Here is a 19,653-nt window from a genome sequence, read left to right as displayed (position 1 = left end):
CCCCCGCCACGATGACCTCCTCCGCGCCATCCTCACCTACCTCGTGCGCCTCACCCACCCGATCACCATCGACGGCCAGGCCTACCCCGGATGGTGGTCATCCACCGCCCCCAACGCGCAGCCCTCCCCGCGATGGCCGCACGGCCACGGCAACCTGGGCATGGCCCACGGCATCAGCGGCCCCCTGGCCCTCCTCGCCATATGCCATCGCCGAGGAACAACCGTCCCGGGGCACCTCGACGCCATCGGCCGCATCCTCGGCTGGCTCGATGATCACCGCATCACCACGGATACCGGGACGTCGTGGCCGGGTCCGATCCCCCATCCCCGACTCACCGACCTCGCCGACCTCCGGCCGGAAAGACCCTCCTGGTGCTACGGCACCCCGGGCATCGCCAGAGCACAGCAGCTCGCCGCCCTCGCCTGCGGCGACGACGCCCGCCACCGAGCCGCCACGAAGGCAGTCGTCGCCGTCCTCCGCGACCCGGGGCAACTCGACCAGCTCCCGGACAGCTCCCTCTGCCACGGCTGGGCGGGCTTGCTCCTCACCACCTGGCGAATGGCCGCCGACGCGCCCTCCGATGAAGGCCTCGACGTACTGATGCACCGCCTCCGCAACGACGTGGCCCGCTACCTGCGCCGCAACCCGATGCCGGACGGCGGCCTGCTCGAAGGGACCGCGGGCATGTCCCTCGCACTTCACACGACCCGCCTGAACTCCCCACCCCTCACCGGGTGGGACCGCTGTTTGCTCATCGCCGAATAGGCACCACCCACTGATGCACGCTGCATCACCCGGGGGAACCGGGAGCACGAAAGGATCACATGACCACCATCGAACAGCAGGACGCGGCGGAACTCCGGGCGCGAATGGTCGCCGGGATCGACGAGCTAGGACTGGGCTACCTGCGGCTCGCCCGCGTCGGCGAAGCGATGCTCACCGTCGAGCGGCACCGCTTCGTGCCGCACGTCTCCCTGGCAGATGCCTACGCCGACCGCGCGGTCACCACCAAACCCGGACAGCCGGGTCAGCAGCCCCAGAGCTGCGCCTCGCAGCCGAGCATCGTGGCCATGATGCTCGACCAGCTCGACCCCAAGCCCGGCGGCCGCATCCTCGAGATCGGCGCGGGCACCGGGTACAACGCCGCGCTCCTGGCCGAACTCGTCAAACCCGCCGGTCACGTCGTCACCATCGACGTGACCCCCGAGGTCACCGCTGGCGCCCGCGCAGCGCTCGACGCGACCGGCTACGACCGCGTCCACGTCGTCACCGGCGACGGTGCCGAGGGTGTCCCCGAGTCGGCACCCTACGACGGGATCATCGTCACGGTCGGCCCGTGGGACCTCCCTCCCGCCTGGACCGCTCAACTGGTCGAGGGTGGGCGCCTGGTCGTACCGCTGAAGTTCCGGGGAAACTCCCGCGGCATCGTCTTCGTCAAGGACGGCCAGATCCTGCGCGCCACCTCCAGCAGGCTCTGCGGCTTCATCCCGATGACCGGCCCCAAGCAGGACGGGGAACGACGCGGCCAGCTCGACACCGAGGGGGAGATCACCCTCACCTGGGACCTCGACCAGCAGATCGACACCGCCGAGCTCGCCGGGGTCCTGGACCGCCCCGCCGGGGTCATCTGGACCGGGACCGTCATGCGCTACGCCTCGCCCTTCGACGGGCTCTGGCTGCGACTCGCCGCCGACGAACCCCGGGCCTGCCGCCTCACGGTCGGTAACGGCGCCACCGCCGTGATCGAGGCCCCGGTGATCCCCGCGCGCACACCGGCCGTCGTCGGCACCGGCTCGCTCGCCTACCTCGTGCAGCGGGAGATCGCCGCCGACGTCGACGGCACTCGCCGGTTCGAGCTGGGCGCAGCGGCCTACGGGTCCACCGACCCCGCCGAACGGCTCCGCACCCACATCCAGGCCTGGGACGCCGACCGGGACGCACACCCGACGATCTACGCCTACCCCGCCGACACGCCCACCGAAGACCTCCCCTGCGGAGGCCTCATCGACAAGCCGAGCAACCGCCTCGTCATCTCCTACTCCTAGAAACGACCCAGGGGCGAGGTGATGCAGCCTGCATCGCCTCGCCCCCGTGGGCGTCAGTCGCAGCCCTCGAAACAAGGCTGCACGTCGCCAGTCGGCTGCGCGTCCTCCGGTCTCGGAGACCACGGCCGTCGACCGCTCGGGATGACGACCCGCGCGACCTCGGCGTCCGCCGTCTCCTCATCGCCGGCGCCATCCACGATCCGCATGATCAGCTCCGGCGGCAGATCCGGCATCAACACGCGCAACGTCGCCACATCCGGCCGAACCGCACACCCGGCTCCCGCCTCGCCCGCCAGCTCACCGGGTCCGCCGTGCGTTCTCAGCTCAGCCACAATGCTTTCCCATACGGACTGGTACTGACCAGTCCAGATTCTTTCCCCCAAGTTGGTAACTCCCTGATCGTCGGTCCTGCCGCCTCCCACCGGCATGACCTCCCCGGCCACGCCGTGATGCAGGCTGCATCAGCCGAACGGCAACGAGGCCTATCCCCTCCCGCCGTTTCGCGCAAGCAGCAGTAGTCCCGGCCACGCCCTGAACCACGGGATCGGGCCGCATGACAACCGGTTCGACGGTCATCACTCGCCGTGAATCCTATACAAATGCATCTGCACGTGTCCTCTTTTTGTCCACTCGATGATCAAGGTAAACATTCACAGGTGAACGGTCGGTAGTTTCGACGTCTTGCCTGGTGGTACACGTGCGTTGGTCCGGCTGGCGGCATACAGTCGGTACGTGTCAGAGGAATTGCCCGGGACCTCTCCAGTCGGGGAGCGCAGTGAGTCATCACCAAAGCCGTCACAATCCGTAAGTGATCGACCGCGCGGCGACGTGACAGAGATAACGCCCCGACGCGGGCGCGGTCGCCTGCGCCACCGCGGGCACTGGGTCCTGGTCGACGCCAACGCGCGCCTGCTCGCCATCGGCTCCCGGGCGTACCCGGGCCTGTCCGCCGTGTCCGGCCTCGATCTCGTGGCGCGGCGTCTACTCGTGCCCCTGCTCCGCACGGCACTGACCACCGGCAGCCCAGGCGCCAACCGCGCCTGCGTCGATGGGCAGCCCTGGTCGGCTCGAGCCGTCCCCCTGCCTTCCGCGTTGACGACCGCCCCCGTAGCGGCCCTGGGGATCTACGAGCATCCCGACCAGCCACCCGCCACCGCGCCGACCGTGGGCACCTGGGAATGGGACCTGGACCCGAACCGAGGCCGGTTCCACTGGGCTCCGCAGACCTACTTCCTGCACGGGCACGCCCGCACAGGAACCGACCCGATGACCTGGCCCCGCTGGCTGGACGAACACCTCGCCCTCGGCGATCGGATCATCGTTCGGGCCCTGTGCGACGCCGCCGCGCGCACGCAGTCCCCTCAAGCCCAGTTCGCCGACGTCATCGCGATCACCGGCGACACGACCATCCCGGTGAGGGTTACCGCACGCGGTGTGCGGCGCCCGGGGCGCACGGTGCTCGTCGGCACCATCATGCCGCTCTCCACTCAGCCGGTCCCGACGGCGAACCAGTTGCCTGCCCTGCTATCGCTCTCCCGCGACCAGGTGTACTTGGTAGACCCCGTCTACGAAGTCGTGTACCTGACCGGTCCTCAGCAGCACGACTTCGGCCTGCGATTACCGAGGTCCCGCAGCATCCCGCAGTTCAGCCACCCGGACGACCTGGCCCACGTCCGCAGTCTGCTCCGTCGAGCGGTCGAGTCACAGATTCCCGTGTCGAGCACGGCGCGGTTCGCTGGCATCGAGGGCTGGACCCGGGTTGATGTCACCGCCGCGGCCGCCCCGCTCGGCGCGGCGACCTCGCATGTCTGGCTGTGTGTCCGCCCGGCGACCTGATGCAGCCCGCATCACCCGGACGAACTGCGTCGCCGCGCCACGGAGTCCAGCAGTTCGCCCGCCATGCGCAGATCGTCGCCCTCGAGCTCCAACAGCAGCACCAGGACCTCTCGCAGAGCCGGTCGGCTCCCCACCGCCCGGACCACCTCCGCCACGAACGGCACATCCGCCGCAGCGGTGCGCAGGAGCTGCACCGCCAACGCCCGGGTGTTCTCGTCCCGCAGCACCACCGCGAGCTCGATCTGCTCGGCGATCGACGCCGAGTGCTCGTCATCGAAGAAGTACGCGGGCGGCACCTGGAAGAAGGCTGCCAGCCCCTCCAGCACCTGTTTCGTCGGGTTGTCGCGTGTCCCGTTGCGCAGCGCGGAGATGTACCCCCGGTCCACAGACCGGCCCACTCGCGCCTGAACGGCCTTGGCCACCTCGTCGTTCGTGTGCGGACGGCCGTCCTCGCGGCGGACCGACTCGAACAGCAGGGCGAGCCGATCCGCCAACGACTTCGTCGTTCCCTGGCGGGGGCCCTGTGAGGTTACTGAATCCACGTGACGCATCCTCCCCTATCGAAGCCGGGTCCGGGGGTTCTACCCACCGGACCCCACTCACGCAATGCTGACTTCAGTTGACATTGACGGGGACTCGTCTATTCTCTGGCTCAGATGGTAACTGAACTCAGCTTGTTAGACGAGGCCCAGTTGATCATCACGGGGTGACGTCCTCAACGCCGCCCCAGCACGGCTAGCCGAGAGTCGCCACGGGGGAGGTGTCGACCTCGGTCGAGCCTGCCCAGCGACGCCCCGCGGGCAGGCTGCGCCGGTCGGGGCTCCGGTCCCCCAGACGGGACCCCGACCGGCCGTGGGCCACCGATGCAGCGTGCATCACCGACGGGCGACGCATTGGGGGAACACCATGGCATCGCTTACCTGGCACCACGGCGACCAGCTCGCCGTGCGCGTCGGATCCCGGATCGACCCCGTCCCTGCCCCGCTCGACTACCTGCTCGCCTCCGCCGAGTTGATCGAGCTGACCGCCGACGCGGCCGTCGACCTCATCCAGCTCGACGCCCGGCTCACGGCCCTCGCCCAAACCCTGCGACGAGACGTGGACCAGGCCGAACGCGCGCTCCGCGACGCCCGGCACCGACACGCCCAGCCTCACCCACAGCACCAGCGCCCCCGGTCGCTCAGCGACCGAACCCGAGATCACACGCTCGAGACCACGCTCGCCCACCACAACCAGGCTGCCGAACAGCTCGACGATATCCGCACCGTGACTGAGGTCCTACGCGAGTTCGTCAACGGCCTCGACCTCGCCGCGGGCCTGCTTCGCGACGTGGCCGAGGGATGGAACCGCGACCCCGCTCCCCCCGCCACCGCGCAGATCTACGCGGACGAGAGCACCTTCGTCACCGTCGACACCCGCCGCGCTCGACACCAAGGCTGGGGCACTCCCACCATCGACGGAATCGAGTTCGGAACCGGCTGGCGACGGGATCCCGACGACGAGTTCACCGAGACCGAGCCCACCTACATGTCCGGCACGTGGACCTTGGGCTATCTGGCCAGGACCGCCGAGGTCTACGCCGTCCGCAGATCACCGACCCGCCCCAGTGCCGTGTGGGTGCTCGCCACCCTGCCCACCGTCGAAGCCATGAACGCCGCCGTCGACCCGATCCTGCCCCGGATGCGCACACCCAACTCGATGAGCCTCGCCGCAGCGACGCTCCACCAGGCGCAGACCGCGCACGCCACCCGCGCCGCGCCCGCCTGATGCGCGCTGCATCACCCCGATAACCGCACACCACCAGACCACCGGTCGACGGCTCCACCGCCGACCGGGCGGCCGAACGCGCCCCGAACCGGGCGACCGGCCACCACACAGCAACCAGAAGGTTGCTGCGCCATCACGTGTTCAGGGGAGGAACACCAGTGAAGACCAGCACCAACCGACGTACCCGATTCGGCATCGCCGCCGTCACCGTGGCGGCCGCGACGCTCACCACCCTCGGTGTCGGCACAGCCAGCGCGGCCGCCGCACCGCCCGCGCACCAGGCCGCGCCGGTCGTCGCCGCCACGGCCAAAGCACCCATCAAGGTCAGCCTGGCCGCGCCCGCGAAGACGGCCGCCATGCCGGTCAACTACGTCAAGGTGTCCGACGCCCTGCTCCGCTCCCAACCGAACACGAGGAGCACCAAGCTGGACGTCAGCCAGTACGGCAGGGGTGTCGACCTCTACTGCTGGGTCGACTACACCGACACGTCCCGCTATGTGTGGTTCTACGTGCACCCGTGGGGCAGCCGGTACACCGGCTACATGCGCGCCGACCTTATCCACTGGGGCAGCTACCCCAACCCCGGCCGCTGCTGATCAGCACCGCGGGCAGGGCTGTGGTGATGCAGCCCGCATCACCACAGCCTCCCGCCCACGGTCGTCACGCCGCCCTACCGCGCATGCGGACCGGCGACACCTGACCTGAACCCCCACAGTCCGGGGACCCCCAGCAGGAAGGAGGTCCGGCCGGAGGCGACGCCTGGCCCGCTCACCAGCCGACGCGGTCACCACCCACCCCGACCGCCCGGCCAGAGCCGGCGCCAGGCGTCGCCGCCCCGCCACCTCCCGCACCCCAAGGCCAGCCTATGACCGTTCCGCCGCTCTCCGCCGACGTCCTCACCGACGCGCGCGACCAACTCGCCAGGATGGTGCGCACCGCACCGCGCTTCATCGACGCCGTCCGCGTCTGGGCAGGCTTTCCCCTCCACGGTGTCCGTGCCCGCTCCGCCACCACGGTCCCCCTCGCCGAGCACGACGCCGCCCTCCTCGACCTCCCCACCGCCACCCCCGTCCTCCGCCGCGAGATCCACCTGGTCGCGAAAATGGTTGGACCAATCTTCGTGGCGGCCTCGATCACCGAGCTGGTCCACGAACCGCTTCTCGGTGCCGACATCACCGCCCGCCGCGCCCTCCGAGACGGACCCCAGCCCACCGACGCCATCCTCGACGGCCTCCACCGCGCTGTCTGCCTGGTGACCCGCACGGACTCCGACCCCGGCACCGGCACCACCGCCCTCATCGCGCAGACGATCCTCAGCGGTGCCGGTCGCCCGGTCGCGCTCACCGCAGAAGCCGTCCACTGGGGACTGATCACCCACCGCACCCCCGACACCATCCCCCACTACGCCACCCAACTCCCCCGCACGTCCCGAGTAGCGCTATGACCGAGCAGAGCAGGCTCACCCCAGCGACCTTCGTCCTGGCGGTCGTCACCATCGCCTGTGGAGCAGCCAACTACGCCGTGCCGGGGCTGCTGCCAGCCTTGAGTGATCACCTGCACCTCACGATCCCGGTCATCGGCCAGAGCACCACACTGTTCGGAATCGCCTCCGGTGTGGCCTCACCCGTCATCGGCGTGACCACCGCGCACTGGCCGCGCCGCCGCGTCCTGTCGACCGGTCTCGCGCTCACCATGGCCGGGAACCTGCTCGCCGCCGCCGCCCCGAGCTTCGCCGCCCTGCTCGCCGCCCGGCTCATCACGGCCTTGGGAAGCGCCAGCGCCATGACCGCCGCCTTGGGCCAGGCCGCCGAGATCAACACAGCCAGCCGACGCGCCCGCGCGATGGCGGTCCCCATCGCAGGACTCACCCTCGCGCTGGTCGCGGCCCCGCCCACCGCAGGCCTGTTCGCCCAGCGACACGGCCCCACCGTGGTATTCCTCGCCCTGGCCACCCTCAGCGGAGCCGCCCTGCTTGCAGCCCGCATCACCCTGCCCGGGGAATCACCGCCCAGCCCGCAGAGCTCACTGCGTGAGCGTCTACGCGTGGCGACCCACCCCCAGGTGCCCGCGACCCTCACGGCCAAGTTCGCCGCCGCCACCGCCGCGTTCGCCTTCCACACCTACGGTCCTACCCAGACCGCCCACCCCGCCATGCTGTTCACCGCCTACGGCATCGGCGCGGTGATCGGCAACCAAGCCGGGGGCCGGGCCGCCGACCGGTACACCCCCCGCCTCACCGCGACGGCCGCCACCACGGTCCAGCTCGTGACCTTCGCCGCCTGGCCGTGGTTGTCCTCGAACACCGTTGCCGCCACGGCCGCCGCGTTCCTCGCAGGAGCCGCGTTCTGGTCGATCCAGCCCGCTCTCGCCCGCAGGCTGGCCGACCTCGCACCCCACCAACCCACCCCAGCGCTGGCCCTGGACACCTCCGTCGTCTACCTCGGCATGGGCTGTGGCGGTGCCGTAGGCGCCCTCACCACCGTTTCCGCAGGTCAGGGCGGTTTCTCCGGTGCCCTGATCGTCCTGTCGGCCGTCTCGCTCACCTGCCTGGTTTTCTCCGGAAGAAACGTGATCAGATCGCGCGTGTCGGAGTCGTTTTCTCCGGAGAAAACCGATAGAACTTCCCCCATGGGAAGACCAGCGCTGGGACGTGACGCCTCCATCGAGGCATTGGTCACCCCCGAACTCAAAACGCGCTTCCGCCACCTATGCGCCGTGCGGAAGCGCTCGATGAGCGACATGGTCAACGACCTCATCGAACGAGAGCTGTCCGGATGCGAACAGCAGCTCGAACTCGAGGTCACCCCAGCCACGGACCACGACGAAGCCCCGGAGGACCTGAGAGCCGCTAGCTAGAGCGCCACAGTCAACAACCGAATAGGGGCGTTACCAGGCACGAAAAGACCGAGGGTCCGCCACGCCCGGCGGACCCTCGGGAAGATCGGGAAGACGTAGGGGCCTAACCTGCCGTCTCCCTGGTGCCGCCCGGGATACCCAGGAGGCTTAGCGGTGGAACGCTGCCCCCAGGGTAGCGCACACCCTGAGTCGGACACCACGTTCGGCGAAAATCCCCCCGTCCGCGTGTCGCCCACGCGGGCACCCGGCGATGGTGCGTTCGTCGCCGGACCTGAATTGGTTGAACAACTCGATATCGCCGACCTCGACGCGGCGCTCTTTGATGCGCCCTACATCGCCATCAACGAGCACAACCGCGGGGTCGGCACCGCCGACGCCCCAGCCGCCGCGTGGGCGTTGGTTCGCCAGCACGGCGCGGCATCGCTCGCCGGCACCGCGCGACCCGGGGTTCAGGTCATCGACATTGACCCGGCCGACACCGAGGCCAGCCCGGAAGCCGGCACCGCCGCCGCCGAGAACATCCGCGACTGGTGCGCCGGATTCGGCTTGCCGTACCTGCTTCGAGCCTCCGGCCGTCCCGGGGGACACCACGTCATCGCGGTGGTCCCGGACGACCTGGTGGCGATGTTGGTCGGCCACGTCGCCGCCGTGGCCGAACACCAAGGCGTCAGCGTCGAGCTGCGCAACACGCTCCGGCTGCTCGCCGCGCCCCATCGGCACGGCCTTCCCTCGCCCCTGCTCGAGGGCACCCTGGTCCCCGCCGACGTGCCCCGGGCACCGAACAAACCGAAACGGCGATCGGCAGCACCTCGCCGCGCGAGGGCAGCCCGCCCCCGGGGAGCCACACCAAGCCGTTCGGAGCGGGAGTACGGCCGCACGTGCGCCGCGATCCGCCGAGGCCTCACTTTCGGCCAAACCTGGGACCTCCTCAACGGCAGCCAGGTAATCGAACGCGGTCAGGTGGATTACAGGAAATACATGTGGTTCCCGGCGGTCACCGAAATCGCGGCGGAACGTGGACTTGACGAAGACGCCGCGTGGACCTTGGCCCAGCGCGCCAGCACCGCCCGCGCGCACGCCCTAGGCCGTCGAGCCTGGCGGCAGCGCTACTGGCTCCCCGCCATCGCCCGCGCGGCCGACCCGGCCCGCGCCCGCCGCCGAAGGCTCACCGACGAACCCGCCCAGCCCGAGCAGCCCGAGCAGCACACGGCCGCCCCGCAGCAGCAGGCCGCCGAGCACGAACGGGTTCGCGCAGCGATGCACGCCGCAGCCACCGACCTCCTGAACGCCTTCCGGCCCCAGCGGCAGAAGAGCATCCGGGCGGTGATCGACGCCCTTGCCGTTGTGCTCACCAGCAGCGCAGCAGGCAGCATCGACGTCCGAACGTTGGCGGAACAAGCCTGTGTGTCCAAGGGCGTCACCATCCAGGTGAAGGCCTCGCTGGAGGAACACGGTGTCATCGCGGTCTCCGAACGCTATGCAGGAGGAGCCGACGACTGCCACACCTACACCCTTGGCACCCGCACCGACCAGGCACTTTCGGAAACAGAGACCACTAGGTGGTACACCCCCACCCCCGGCCCCCCACCCAGCGCTCCCCGCACCTACGGCCTCGCCGACCCCACACGGATGCGCCTACGCCACGCCCGGGAACGCAACCGCTGGAAGCTTCGCTGCACCCTCGTACAAGCCACCCAGTCCACAGGAGAGCGCTGGGCCACCAGCCAGCACCCGGCAGCCAAGGCCGCCAGAAGCCTATGGGCACAACGAACTCGCTGGTCAACGCTCCCCCCGGAAGTCCAAGCGGAACGTCGCCGCCGCCGCCGCGCCTACCTGGGAACCCTGGGCAAAGCCGAACGACAGGCCTGGTTCGACTGGCTGCGCCGCCGCGATGATCTCGCGCAGGCCGCCGAACGTGCACGACGAGGTCCGGTCGACGCTCACGACCGCGGGCTACTTGAAGCCGCCCCGCCGACCGTCCACCTCGGAATGCGCGATCGAAACTGGTTCGGCGGCCGCCCCCGTGGTGCCCCCGTCGACGGCCAACTGCCTCTACTCGATCGACGGGCCGCGTGATGCACGCTGCATCACGCGCGCACCAGGTGCTCACCGAGCTGCCCGGCGACACCGTGCGGAAGCAGCTCGCCGGACGCGTGCAGGTAGCGCTGCGTCGTAGTGATGGACGCGTGCCCGAGCAACAGCCGGATCTCCTCGATATCGGCACCCGAGACCCGAGCCAGCTCCGCCGTGGTGTGCCGGGTGACGTGCGGACTCAACTTGGCGACGATCTCCTCCGGCAGCCCCGCCAACACGGCGACCCGGCGCAGCAACCGAAACACCTCGAACGTGCTGATCGGGTTGCCCGTCCTGGTCATCAGCAACGGAACCCGTGCCCGCCCACCACGTTGCCCCCGCACCGCAACGATCTTGAGGTCCGGCCGACTGTCCAGATAGAGCACCAGCCGGTCACCGGCGATATCGGCAAGCGCCACCCGGCGATGGCGGCCGCCCTTCCCCCGAACCTGGATCAACCTCTGGCCCTGCCGGTCGATCACGTCCGACGTGCACCAGGCGCAGAGCTCGCCCACGCGAACCCCGGTCGTGAGCAACAGCGCCACCACTGCCGAGTGGCGCAACCGCATCGGGCCGGGGATCTCGTCCGCCGCCAGGATCATGGCCGCGGAGTGCTCCGACGAAAGCACGATCGTCGGAGACGTCATCGGGGGGTGAATCCCCTGCTTGGCAGCAGAGACCGTCCCTGCCGGGGACCGCTCGACCAGGCGCGCAGCCTCAAGCCGGACATACCAGGACCGCACCGAGGCCAACGCCCGAGCCCTGGTCGCCGCCGCCAACCCGGCGTCACCCAACGCGTTCAACCACCGAATGACGTCGATCTCGTTCGCCTCGAGCGGATGCAGCGAGTTCGCCCGCAACCAGTCCAGCCAGCTACAGCCACCCAACAGCGGCGACCGTGGCGGCCCCTTCTCCGGGTGCTCCACCGGTAGCCGAAGACCAAGATCGCGCGCGTAGCCGCGGCGGGTGGCGGCCGACGGCTTGCTCTCCAGCCACTCCTCCGTCTCGCGCACCAAGCGCACGCCGAGATCGTCCTCCCAGGACCGGCCGTGTTCAGCCGAGCCGAGAACCACCGCGCCAGTAGCGTCCACTCGTCGCGCCTCGCTTCGCTCCGCCCGGTGATGCAGCGCGCATCACCGGAGCCACCTCGTCCAGCCCGTTATGCCACCCCGGACCGCCAGTCTCGCCACATAGGGTGCCAGATGTTCTGGCAATACTCATTATCAGAACAACTTGCGTCGTGAGCTCGCGGACGCCCGCTCGACCTCGCGCAGGCCCTGCTGATCCACGAACGATCCACATCCCGTCCACGAGGTTGTGCAGGCCTCAGCTCACCCGGCGGAGATGTCGCGGCTCGGGCAGGGTCCGACGGACTAGCCGTACCAGGGCGGCGAGGGTGGCCGCGCGGTGGTCGACGGTCACCCTCGCCGAGAAGCAAAGCAGGTCCACGGCATCAGCCGCAGTCCTCGGTGCTGGGGGCCTGGTCCGGAGTTTCCGCAGTCGCGGTCAGCTTGAGGTGGCCCGTCGCGGTCAATTCAAGTACGTGCAGATGGATTTCCCGCTGCGCGGGATCATCCGGCATGGAGAAGCCACGCGCCCGCAACTCATCGCGGTAGTACCCCACCGCAGCGTCGCGATAAGCCCCTTGGGGAAGCACCGCCACCACGTCAGCCGCCGCCAACGCCCGAATAGGAACGGCGGTAGCCGTCAATTCCGCGCCGAGTCCTGGGACCCACACCGCAGGATCAGCGTTCGTGGGGTTGAACGTATTCCTGGGAAGGTGACGAATCACCTTGACCAAGTCGCCATGGTCGACATTTACCCATGACGTTCCCATATCGCTCGCGGTCGGGAGAAGGTCGCTGGTGCGCGTTTGAACGAACTCCCCGGCAGGTACGGTTTCACCTTCGCGCCACATCACAGTGTAGTCGGTCAGCTCCCGCTCCCATCCGGTCGGTGGATGGCCACACCGGCACCCACCGACCGCACACATCGGGATCGGGTCGCCCTCGTCGTTAATGTCGTGACTGTAGCCAATGTGCCCGCACAGATAGTTCGGACAACCATCCTTGTGCGGATTCACCGCTTCAGCCGCCGCGCGAAGACCTTCTCCCTCTTCGCCGACAAATCGAATACCGAGGAAGGCGGTCCGTTTTCCGTCACTAGCAGTCATGATGCTCCAGGGAATGGCCTGATGCTGTGGGTGATGCAGCCTGCATCACCCACAACCGGCATGTCGTACAGTCGATGTACTGCGGTGTTGCACAACTTGAACATGCTATTGCAGGTCATGCAACGCTCGGGTATGCTTATTCCGGCGCGGCGGATGCGCCGGTGGGCGCGTAGCAAGCAATCCGGGGTCACCCCCGCGTGTTGCGAAGGATCGTTACGAAGGATCTTCGCCCCCAAGAGCCTGAGCTCATTCGTCAGTCCCGGTGAAATCGGTGGCGATTTCACCGGGGCGACCTCATTCGGCGGTCCGTTCGTGCTCAGTCCTCGCGAGAGTCGACCGGCGGCACCAGATTCGCCGGATCCACCAGCGTTCCCGGACCGTACTTCGCGGCCTCCTCGGCGTTGACCGGGGTCGGGCCGTGAAGAATTCGCGGGCAGTCCTCGCAGGCATCGCGCCCGGAAATGGACATGCCGCGTCCGCAGGTCTTGCATTCGAGCACCTCCAGCCCGAGCAGCCCGACTTCGTGCATCGGGTACAAGGTGGGGATGCCGTGCTGCACCCTGATCCTCGCAGCCAAGACCTTGTAATAGTCACCGGTCATCTGCATGGCTTTCTTCACGGTGAGGTCGTCGTAGTGCTGCATCAGGTACGTGTAGGCCGCACCCAGGTTCGCGTTCGCCGCCGCCCTCTGGTACGGGTCCTCGGACTTGAGGTACTTCTCGGCATCGCTAATCATCTCGTTAATGAGTTCGATCCTCATGAATAGCGCCCACTTTCGCCGTTGTCAATTGGAGCTACATCCACAAGATATCCCCTATCGCGCCCGTGCGGAGCGATATTTCCCGAGGGGAATCTATCCACCCACATCCGTCACGGTGACGAAATGTTCGGTGGAGCACCATCCGGACGATCGGCGCCCAGGTGATGCAGCGCGCATCAGCCGAGCGGCGGCTCGACCCGGATCACCGGGATTCGCGCGGCGATCAGGTCCGCCGTCCCCAACATGTCGTCAACCAACTGATCGTCCAGCTCAACCGGGAACAGCGACCCGGACACCGGCCCCGCCACGGCCAACAGCCCGACAGGATTGATCGTCGTCCGCACCAACCACGAGGGCGATGCTAGGAACGGCCCGTCGAACAGCACAAAGTCGCCACCATCGTGAACTCGCGCGTGAACCGGATCGACAGGCTCCGCCCCGGGCGTCAACTCGATCCGCCAGCCAAGCGTCCTTCTGCTGCCCTCTACGGAATACTCCCAGCCGCGCTCAGCCAGCTCGACGCCGAGACTGGTCGCCCACGACCTCGGCCCTCCCTCACGGCCTTCCACGATCCCCACGCATTCCAGGCTCAAGGCAGGGAGGTCTTCGTAGTAGTCCCCATGAGCGACGAGCGCGAGGACCCAATCCGGCCCGGGTGCCGGCCCGAGTCGATCCGGGATCCGCACGTTGTAGCTGTCCGGACCCGGGCCGCTGTGGTCCATGATCAGCCGGGCCAAGCTAGGGGGAGGCGTCGACCCCATCGAGGCCAGCAGAGGATCCCAAGCGACGGCGTCCGCCGCGGCCAGCTCCTCGCGCGTGGGCATCGGGTAGTCGCGCAGCAGAACCGTCCGCGCCCGGGAATAGGTCTCCTCGGTCACCCGCTGTCGTGCGCGAATGCGCGACTTCACCATGTCGTTCTGCGTCATGAACAACCTGTCACCGGTACGACCCCACGCCCCGCACCTACAGATCGGCACGACAGAACAGACTCTGCGGGGACTTCCTCGCGCGATCTAAGACCTTGGTCGAGGTGTCACCGACGGCGTGGACGTCGATGACGCGACAACGGGCTCTGCGCCAGCCACTGCGTGTGATCATAGCGCGGGGCGCAACCCGGACCACAACCCTCGATGCGGGCTGCATCACCCACCCCGGTAAAACCCGGACCACAGGCCCGGCATGATCGACACCCCCGACACCCGGAGGTCCCGTGAAGCGCGAACTGGTGACAGCGCCCGACGTCGCCGAAGTCCTCGACCCCGAAGCACTGGCGCAGTTGGCCGCGCGCGGCCAGGAGATCACCTCACCGTGTTGGTCCTGTAAGAAGCCCATCCCCGACGACGCCCTTGCCACCGTGAGCATGTTGCGCCTGCCCGCGATGGGGATCTATGCCCCCCGGCAGGTACCCGCGTTGGCGCACCCGGGATGTTCGCCGTCCCGAGTGATCGAGCTGACCGAAAAACAGGCTGCGAGCTTGTTCAGCCAGTACCTCCCCGCCCAGGAAAAGCCCGAGGACGACGTCGACCTCAGGCTCACCGCCTTCCCCCTGGCCGACGCGGACGCCACCTACCCGGTCCTCCTGGTCAGCTACCACGAACTCGCCACCGACCCGCAGGCTCCGGAACCAGTCGACTCGACCATCGCCTACCTGCTCGGTTCGGGGTACCAGTTGATCACCGGCATCGACAAGCAGGGCGCGGCCCAACCGGGCCCTGGCGGTGTTCTTCTCCGCTATACCGCGATCGACGACACCGCGGGCCTGGCAGAGCTCATCAACCCCGCCGGGGTGATCGAGACCGTCGCCGAAGTCGAGCCCACCGAGGGCTGGTTCCGAGGAGTCGCCCGGACCAACCGTACGGTCGTGATGTTCGGGCACCGCATCCTCGACAACTGGAACCAGCGCGGCCGCCGCGACGTGCGTCGGGCAGCCCGCGCCGGACGCCTGGTGGGCGGCATCATCCCGGTGATGATGCTCGGCCAGCGCCACCACGTAGGGCCCTGATCACAGCCCTCCGCCACGAAACCCGGACCACAACCCGCGTTGATGCAGCCTGCATCATCCCACCAGGTAAAACACGCAAGGACTAGGCTGCTGCGGTCGCGGACGCGAGCTCATCCGCAGAGAGCATCGCCAACGGCGCCAACACCGCCAACTCTTCCTTGTCGCGGAACGTCAGGAGGGTCGCTCGCCCCTCCCTCGCGGCGTTCACCACCTTCCGAAAGTCCGTCCGGGCCTGCCCCGACAGGCACCGGTCGACATCGTCCGGCATCAACTGTGCGTCGACGGCCCGCCGCCGCCAGCGAGACACCGATAGCAGCACCGCTACCGGCTTGCCGTGAGCCGCGATCACCAAGACCTTGTCCTCGAACCTTGCCTGATCGAGAGCGGCACTCCAGTTCTTCCGGAACCAGTCCGTCGCCTGCACTTCAAGGGATTCTCCAGCCACGACGTCAAAACTTACATTTAGTACGGTTCGTGCGCAAGTAGGCGGGAATCTCCAGGCCCGCGGGGTATCGCGGGGCGCTCGCCGCCCCCGCACCCCAGGCAGGTCTCTGGAGAGAGGGGGACGGCCTCGAACCCGCCGGTTGGGTGGGGGGTGGGGTTTCGGTGCTCTCTCCGCCGGCCCGCAGGGGTCTACAGGGTGGGGGTGGGGGAGCGCAACCGAAAAGCGTGGTTGCGCTCCCCCACCCCCACCCTGTCGAGTCGACCCCAGGCCGACGGAGAGAGCACCGAAACCCCACGTGAGCGGGGGTGCCCGCCCTGCCCGAGTGACCCACGGCACAGCCAACCGGCTTGTGTATGAAACGTACGAAGTGTAATATTTGAGATGTGAGGGAGAGCCCCACCGAGACGAAAGGCCCAAGATGCCCACCAACGAAGCGGCCACGCTGGTCGCTGTTGCACTCGCGACTGCGGAGCAGTCCGTCATGGCCTCGGCGGCCGCCGTCGCGGAGCTGCTGGCGGAACAGGGCTTCACCACCCACCCGAACAGCCCCCGGCTCTGCGTCAACGAGGTCACCGGCATGACGGTGGTCACCGCGCCCCATGAGATCCAGGTCAGCTTTCGCGCCCCCGCGACGGCCCGGGGCATCGGCACCCTGTCGTTCCCGACCGGCACGCACTACACCCTGATCACGCAGGTCACGGCCGCCCTGGTCGCCGCGTACGACGACCCGGAAGCGGTGCGACGATGATGCAGCCCGCATCACCGCTGTGGGCGGTTCTCGTGTTCAACGCGCTCACCGACCACGGCAGCGACGCCACCGGGGTGTACGCCGAACTCGCCGCCAGCGGCGCGCAGACCCTGTCCGACGAACAGGAGAAGCTGTTTCACCGACTCGCCGACGAGTACGCCAGCAAGGCCTACGCCTACGCCGACGCCAACCCCGGTGGGCGAGACCGGAGCCAGGTTTCCGCCGCCATGCTGGTGATCCAGTCGGGTTGCCACGCGGCGGAACTGGTGGACACCCGCCTAGGCATCCCCGGCAACCCCTCCGATCACGGCATGTGGGCCTTGAGCCGGGCACTGATCGCCAGCACCACGTGGTCACTCATCGAACGGGGGACCGTGGACACCTGGGATCGCATTCACCGGGTGGTGAACAAGATCCCCCGCGTCTGACCTCCATTTCTCCTCAGTCCGTACGAAACGTAATAACCTGGGGGGCGGGTACGCACCCGCCCCCCAGGGGGAAGGGACACCATGGGCCGCAAGCGCCAGGCCTACACCCCTGAGCAACGCGCCGAACGCGACGCCATCGACGCCGAGCACCGCGCCCACGCCCGGGACCTCATCGCCGACCCCGAAGCCCTAGAGCGCATGGTCACCACGCTGATCGCCGCCGGTAGTCCGCGAGTGCTGCACTACTCTCTGCGAAATCAAGGGCTTTTGGCCTACCAAGCCGCCGCGCGCGGAATGACGCTCACCGATGTGGATTCCCTCAAAGGTTGGCGCGACCGGGGACGCGGGGTTCGCCGAGGCGAGACAGGGCTACGGATCACCTCCTACAGGGGAACCGATCGAGCAGGGGAACACGAACCCGACGCGGAAGCCCCCGACGAGGTCCCAAGCGACCAGGAGCAGGGAGGAGAAGACGGCGGGAAGCTACCTTCCCGATTCCGAATGACGTCGGTGTTCGACATCTCCCAGACGGAGGGGGTCGACCCCTTCGCCGACGGGTTCAACGCCTACGTTGCCGAGGACCCCGCCATTTCCTTGCGACAAAGTTTGACCAAGCAGCTTGAACAGTTCGGCTACGAGGTATTCACAGGCAACGTCGCCGCCGCCCAGGTGGACGACGGGCCGCCCGCCACGGTCACCGTCCCGTTCGGGACGGCCGGGGTGACGCAGCTCGCCCAGGTCCTAGGGGCCATCCTCAGCCGCCCCCGGAAGGAACGCCCGGAATGGCGAGCGCTTCCGACATCCGGTGATGCAGCCTGCATCACCGACCAGACCCCCAAGCCTGGACGCGTCGTACTCACGTTGGGCGATGACAGCACGATCACCGCGCATACCCGCGTGGACTGGAACAGCGGAACCGTCGTCTACGCGGTACGCGGGCACCGCGTCCGAGGCTCGTTCACCATCAGCAGCAGCGACCCAATCAGAAACGCCGAGTTCCACGCGGCACGCGTGCAATTCGGCGATTGGTCCGGAGGCGACTTTTTCCCCGAAGGAGAAGCGCCGGACCTGCCGGTCGTAAACGGTGTGACCGTAGTCGGTGGCAACAGTGGGCTTACGGCGGACGACATTCCCACCGTGACCCGCCGACGCGTGGGGGTTTACCGAACCAACAACAAATACGGCAGAGACGCACCCGCGAAGACCAGCGACCGCACGGCCGACGTGGTCCGCGCGATCCTCGCCCACTGGTTCACCCGGGACGACCTCTCGCAGCTCCACACCGCCCGCGCCCGCTACATCGCCCCCGAACACCGGATGCACGCCGCACACCAGGCAGCACAGTTGGACGATCACATCCGGCGACTGACGGCCGACCGCGACCAGGCAGCCGAGCAGGCCGAGAAGTTCGCCGCCATCGCCGATCAAGAAGTGATCCAGGGCACACCCTACTAGCTTGTGTATGAAACGTACCAACTGTAATATTTGAGGTGTCGGAAGACGAAGAAGGAAAGGAAGGTGGAGAAGATGGAGCCCCCCGCGGCCCATGACCATTTCGTGACCACGGCCGTCACCCTCGAGTGCGGCCACATCCACACGCAACGGCATTCGGCCGACACCATCGCGGGCAACCCGGTCTACGCCAGGCCCGACGTGCAGTGGCGTTGCTTCCCGTCGTGCGGGGACGGGGTCCCCCCGAAGAGGTTCGCCGCCGGCTTCCGCCACCGGTACGGGTGCACCGTGTGCGCTCCGGTGGACCCGAAGGACGCACCGCCCCGGCACGCCGCGTTGCCGACCTTCCGGCCCTTCCGGTACGGCCACCTGCACGGGTTTCACGACGTGGCGGGGTGGGTGGTCGTGCGCACGACCACCCACCCGGGTGGGCGCGTCGAGGTCGCCGACGCCCGCGCGATCGTCGGTCCGGGGTACTACGCGCACGCCATCGAAACCGTTCGAGAGTTGGACGCGCAGGCCGCCGCCGAGGTCTGCCACCGCATCGTGACGATCTACGCGGACGGGTGCCGAAACGACAGGTTCGGTGATGCAGCCTGCATCACCGAGGCCGACGAACCGGTATGGCCCTAGCGGGACGTGCGCCAGGTCACACCTTCAGACTTGCGTATGAAACGTACTAACTGTAATATTGAATCAGACGGGGAACGGTTCCACCAGCAAGTCGAGCGACACCCCGGGGGTCTCCCCGCCCCCGGACCTCAATACATGTAAAACATGTCCCAGGAGTGAGCAGAGAGCATGAGCACCGCCACCGTTGCCACCGACGCCAGCGAGGACACCGCCGCTGTGACCAGCCAGACCGACCAGGCCGCCACCACCCCGCCCGCAAACAGCACCCCGGCAGGAGGCACCGCCTCCGGCCGCCCCGTCCGTACGCGGCAGCCGAAGAACCGCAAGTCGGGGCGCAAGCTGCACACGGACGGAGGCGGAAGCGACCAGGCGGAGTTTCCGATCCCGGACCCGAGCGACGACCAGGCCGCCGACGAGCCGCAGGCCGAGGTCCC

21 protein-coding genes are annotated in these 19,653 nt (G+C 68.3%); 14 read left to right on the top strand and 7 right to left on the bottom strand.

Going from position 1 to position 19,653, the window contains the following annotated elements; genetic code table 11:
- Positions 1-766 (top strand): lanthionine synthetase C family protein (locus C503_RS0135940; RefSeq protein WP_018687057.1); only part of this gene is annotated, 766 nt, incomplete at its 5' end.
- 59 nt (positions 767-825) lie between these two features.
- Positions 826-2,046, top strand: coding sequence for a methyltransferase, FxLD system (gene fxlM / locus C503_RS0135935; RefSeq protein WP_018687056.1), 1,221 nt, complete (start codon positions 826-828; stop codon positions 2,044-2,046).
- A 53-nt stretch (positions 2,047-2,099) separates the two neighbouring features.
- Here the strand turns inward: fxlM and C503_RS0135930 are convergent, their stop codons facing one another.
- Complete coding sequence (locus C503_RS0135930; protein WP_156893762.1) at positions 2,100-2,378, bottom strand: hypothetical protein; 279 nt, start codon at positions 2,376-2,378, stop codon at positions 2,100-2,102.
- Positions 2,379-2,874: 496 nt separating this feature from the next.
- Between C503_RS0135930 and C503_RS0135925 the strand changes: the two genes are divergently transcribed.
- Positions 2,875-3,882 (top strand): hypothetical protein, encoded by a 1,008-nt coding sequence (locus C503_RS0135925; protein WP_018687054.1) that lies wholly within the window; start codon positions 2,875-2,877, stop codon positions 3,880-3,882.
- Positions 3,883-3,893: 11 nt separating this feature from the next.
- Here C503_RS0135925 and C503_RS42205 read toward each other — a convergent pair whose 3' ends face one another.
- Positions 3,894-4,424, bottom strand: a complete 531-nt coding sequence (locus C503_RS42205; RefSeq protein ID WP_169514660.1) for a helix-turn-helix domain-containing protein — start codon at positions 4,422-4,424, stop codon at positions 3,894-3,896.
- 364 nt (positions 4,425-4,788) lie between these two features.
- Between C503_RS42205 and C503_RS0135915 the strand changes: the two genes are divergently transcribed.
- From C503_RS0135915 to C503_RS0135895, 5 genes are all read left to right on the top strand, one after another.
- Positions 4,789-5,649, top strand: coding sequence for a hypothetical protein (locus C503_RS0135915; protein WP_018687052.1), 861 nt, complete (start codon positions 4,789-4,791; stop codon positions 5,647-5,649).
- A gap of 158 nt (positions 5,650-5,807) precedes the next feature.
- Positions 5,808-6,245, top strand: coding sequence for a hypothetical protein (locus C503_RS0135910; RefSeq protein WP_018687051.1), 438 nt, complete (start codon positions 5,808-5,810; stop codon positions 6,243-6,245).
- A gap of 269 nt (positions 6,246-6,514) precedes the next feature.
- Positions 6,515-7,093 carry a hypothetical protein gene (locus tag C503_RS0135905; protein WP_018687050.1) on the top strand — a complete coding sequence of 193 codons (579 nt, stop codon included), beginning with the start codon at positions 6,515-6,517 and terminating at the stop codon, positions 7,091-7,093.
- Complete coding sequence (locus C503_RS0135900) at positions 7,090-8,505, top strand: MFS transporter (protein WP_018687049.1); 1,416 nt, start codon at positions 7,090-7,092, stop codon at positions 8,503-8,505. Before C503_RS0135905 ends, C503_RS0135900 begins: the two co-directional genes overlap by 4 nt.
- Before the next feature lie 225 nt (positions 8,506-8,730).
- Positions 8,731-10,581 carry a hypothetical protein gene (locus C503_RS0135895; protein ID WP_156893760.1) on the top strand — a complete coding sequence of 617 codons (1,851 nt, stop codon included), beginning with the start codon at positions 8,731-8,733 and terminating at the stop codon, positions 10,579-10,581.
- 11 nt (positions 10,582-10,592) lie between these two features.
- On the opposite strand, the gene C503_RS0135890 is transcribed toward C503_RS0135895, so the two are convergent.
- From C503_RS0135890 to C503_RS0135875, 4 genes are all read right to left on the bottom strand, one after another.
- Positions 10,593-11,669 carry a tyrosine-type recombinase/integrase gene (locus tag C503_RS0135890; RefSeq protein ID WP_084477501.1) on the bottom strand — a complete coding sequence of 359 codons (1,077 nt, stop codon included), beginning with the start codon at positions 11,667-11,669 and terminating at the stop codon, positions 10,593-10,595.
- Between the two features lie 362 nt (positions 11,670-12,031).
- Positions 12,032-12,751: a hypothetical protein gene (locus C503_RS46525; RefSeq protein ID WP_156893759.1), complete on the bottom strand. Its 720-nt coding sequence runs from the start codon at positions 12,749-12,751 to the stop codon at positions 12,032-12,034.
- Between the two features lie 316 nt (positions 12,752-13,067).
- Positions 13,068-13,511, bottom strand: a complete 444-nt coding sequence (locus C503_RS0135880; protein WP_018687045.1) for a hypothetical protein — start codon at positions 13,509-13,511, stop codon at positions 13,068-13,070.
- 176 nt (positions 13,512-13,687) lie between these two features.
- Complete coding sequence (locus tag C503_RS0135875) at positions 13,688-14,437, bottom strand: hypothetical protein (RefSeq protein ID WP_018687044.1); 750 nt, start codon at positions 14,435-14,437, stop codon at positions 13,688-13,690.
- Positions 14,438-14,721: 284 nt separating this feature from the next.
- On the opposite strand from C503_RS0135875, the gene C503_RS0135870 reads away from it, so the two are divergent.
- The gene (locus tag C503_RS0135870; protein WP_018687043.1) at positions 14,722-15,513 is read left to right on the top strand and encodes a hypothetical protein; all 792 of its coding nucleotides are present in this window, start codon (positions 14,722-14,724) and stop codon (positions 15,511-15,513) included.
- A gap of 82 nt (positions 15,514-15,595) precedes the next feature.
- On the opposite strand, the gene C503_RS47130 is transcribed toward C503_RS0135870, so the two are convergent.
- Positions 15,596-15,958: a type II toxin-antitoxin system prevent-host-death family antitoxin gene (locus C503_RS47130; RefSeq protein WP_169514659.1), complete on the bottom strand. Its 363-nt coding sequence runs from the start codon at positions 15,956-15,958 to the stop codon at positions 15,596-15,598.
- A 418-nt stretch (positions 15,959-16,376) separates the two neighbouring features.
- On the opposite strand from C503_RS47130, the gene C503_RS47125 reads away from it, so the two are divergent.
- The 5 genes from C503_RS47125 to C503_RS42200 form a co-directional block, all read left to right on the top strand.
- The gene (locus C503_RS47125) at positions 16,377-16,706 is read left to right on the top strand and encodes a hypothetical protein (RefSeq protein ID WP_018687041.1); all 330 of its coding nucleotides are present in this window, start codon (positions 16,377-16,379) and stop codon (positions 16,704-16,706) included.
- On the top strand, positions 16,703-17,134 hold the full coding sequence (locus tag C503_RS0135855; protein ID WP_018687040.1) for a hypothetical protein: 432 nt from the start codon (positions 16,703-16,705) through the stop codon (positions 17,132-17,134). Before C503_RS47125 ends, C503_RS0135855 begins: the two co-directional genes overlap by 4 nt.
- An 81-nt stretch (positions 17,135-17,215) precedes the next feature.
- Positions 17,216-18,589, top strand: a complete 1,374-nt coding sequence (locus C503_RS0135850) for an ArdC-like ssDNA-binding domain-containing protein (RefSeq protein WP_156893758.1) — start codon at positions 17,216-17,218, stop codon at positions 18,587-18,589.
- 72 nt (positions 18,590-18,661) lie between these two features.
- Entirely contained in the window at positions 18,662-19,219 is a 558-nt protein-coding gene (locus C503_RS0135845; RefSeq protein WP_156893757.1) for a hypothetical protein, read from the top strand.
- A gap of 168 nt (positions 19,220-19,387) precedes the next feature.
- Positions 19,388-19,653: hypothetical protein (locus C503_RS42200; protein ID WP_033401427.1), on the top strand; the 266-nt coding region annotated here is incomplete at its 3' end.

The organism is Actinokineospora enzanensis DSM 44649, assembly GCF_000374445.1.
Taxonomy (GTDB): Bacteria; Actinomycetota; Actinomycetes; order Mycobacteriales; family Pseudonocardiaceae; genus Actinokineospora; species Actinokineospora enzanensis.
This window is presented reverse-complemented; position numbering and strand designations above follow the sequence as displayed.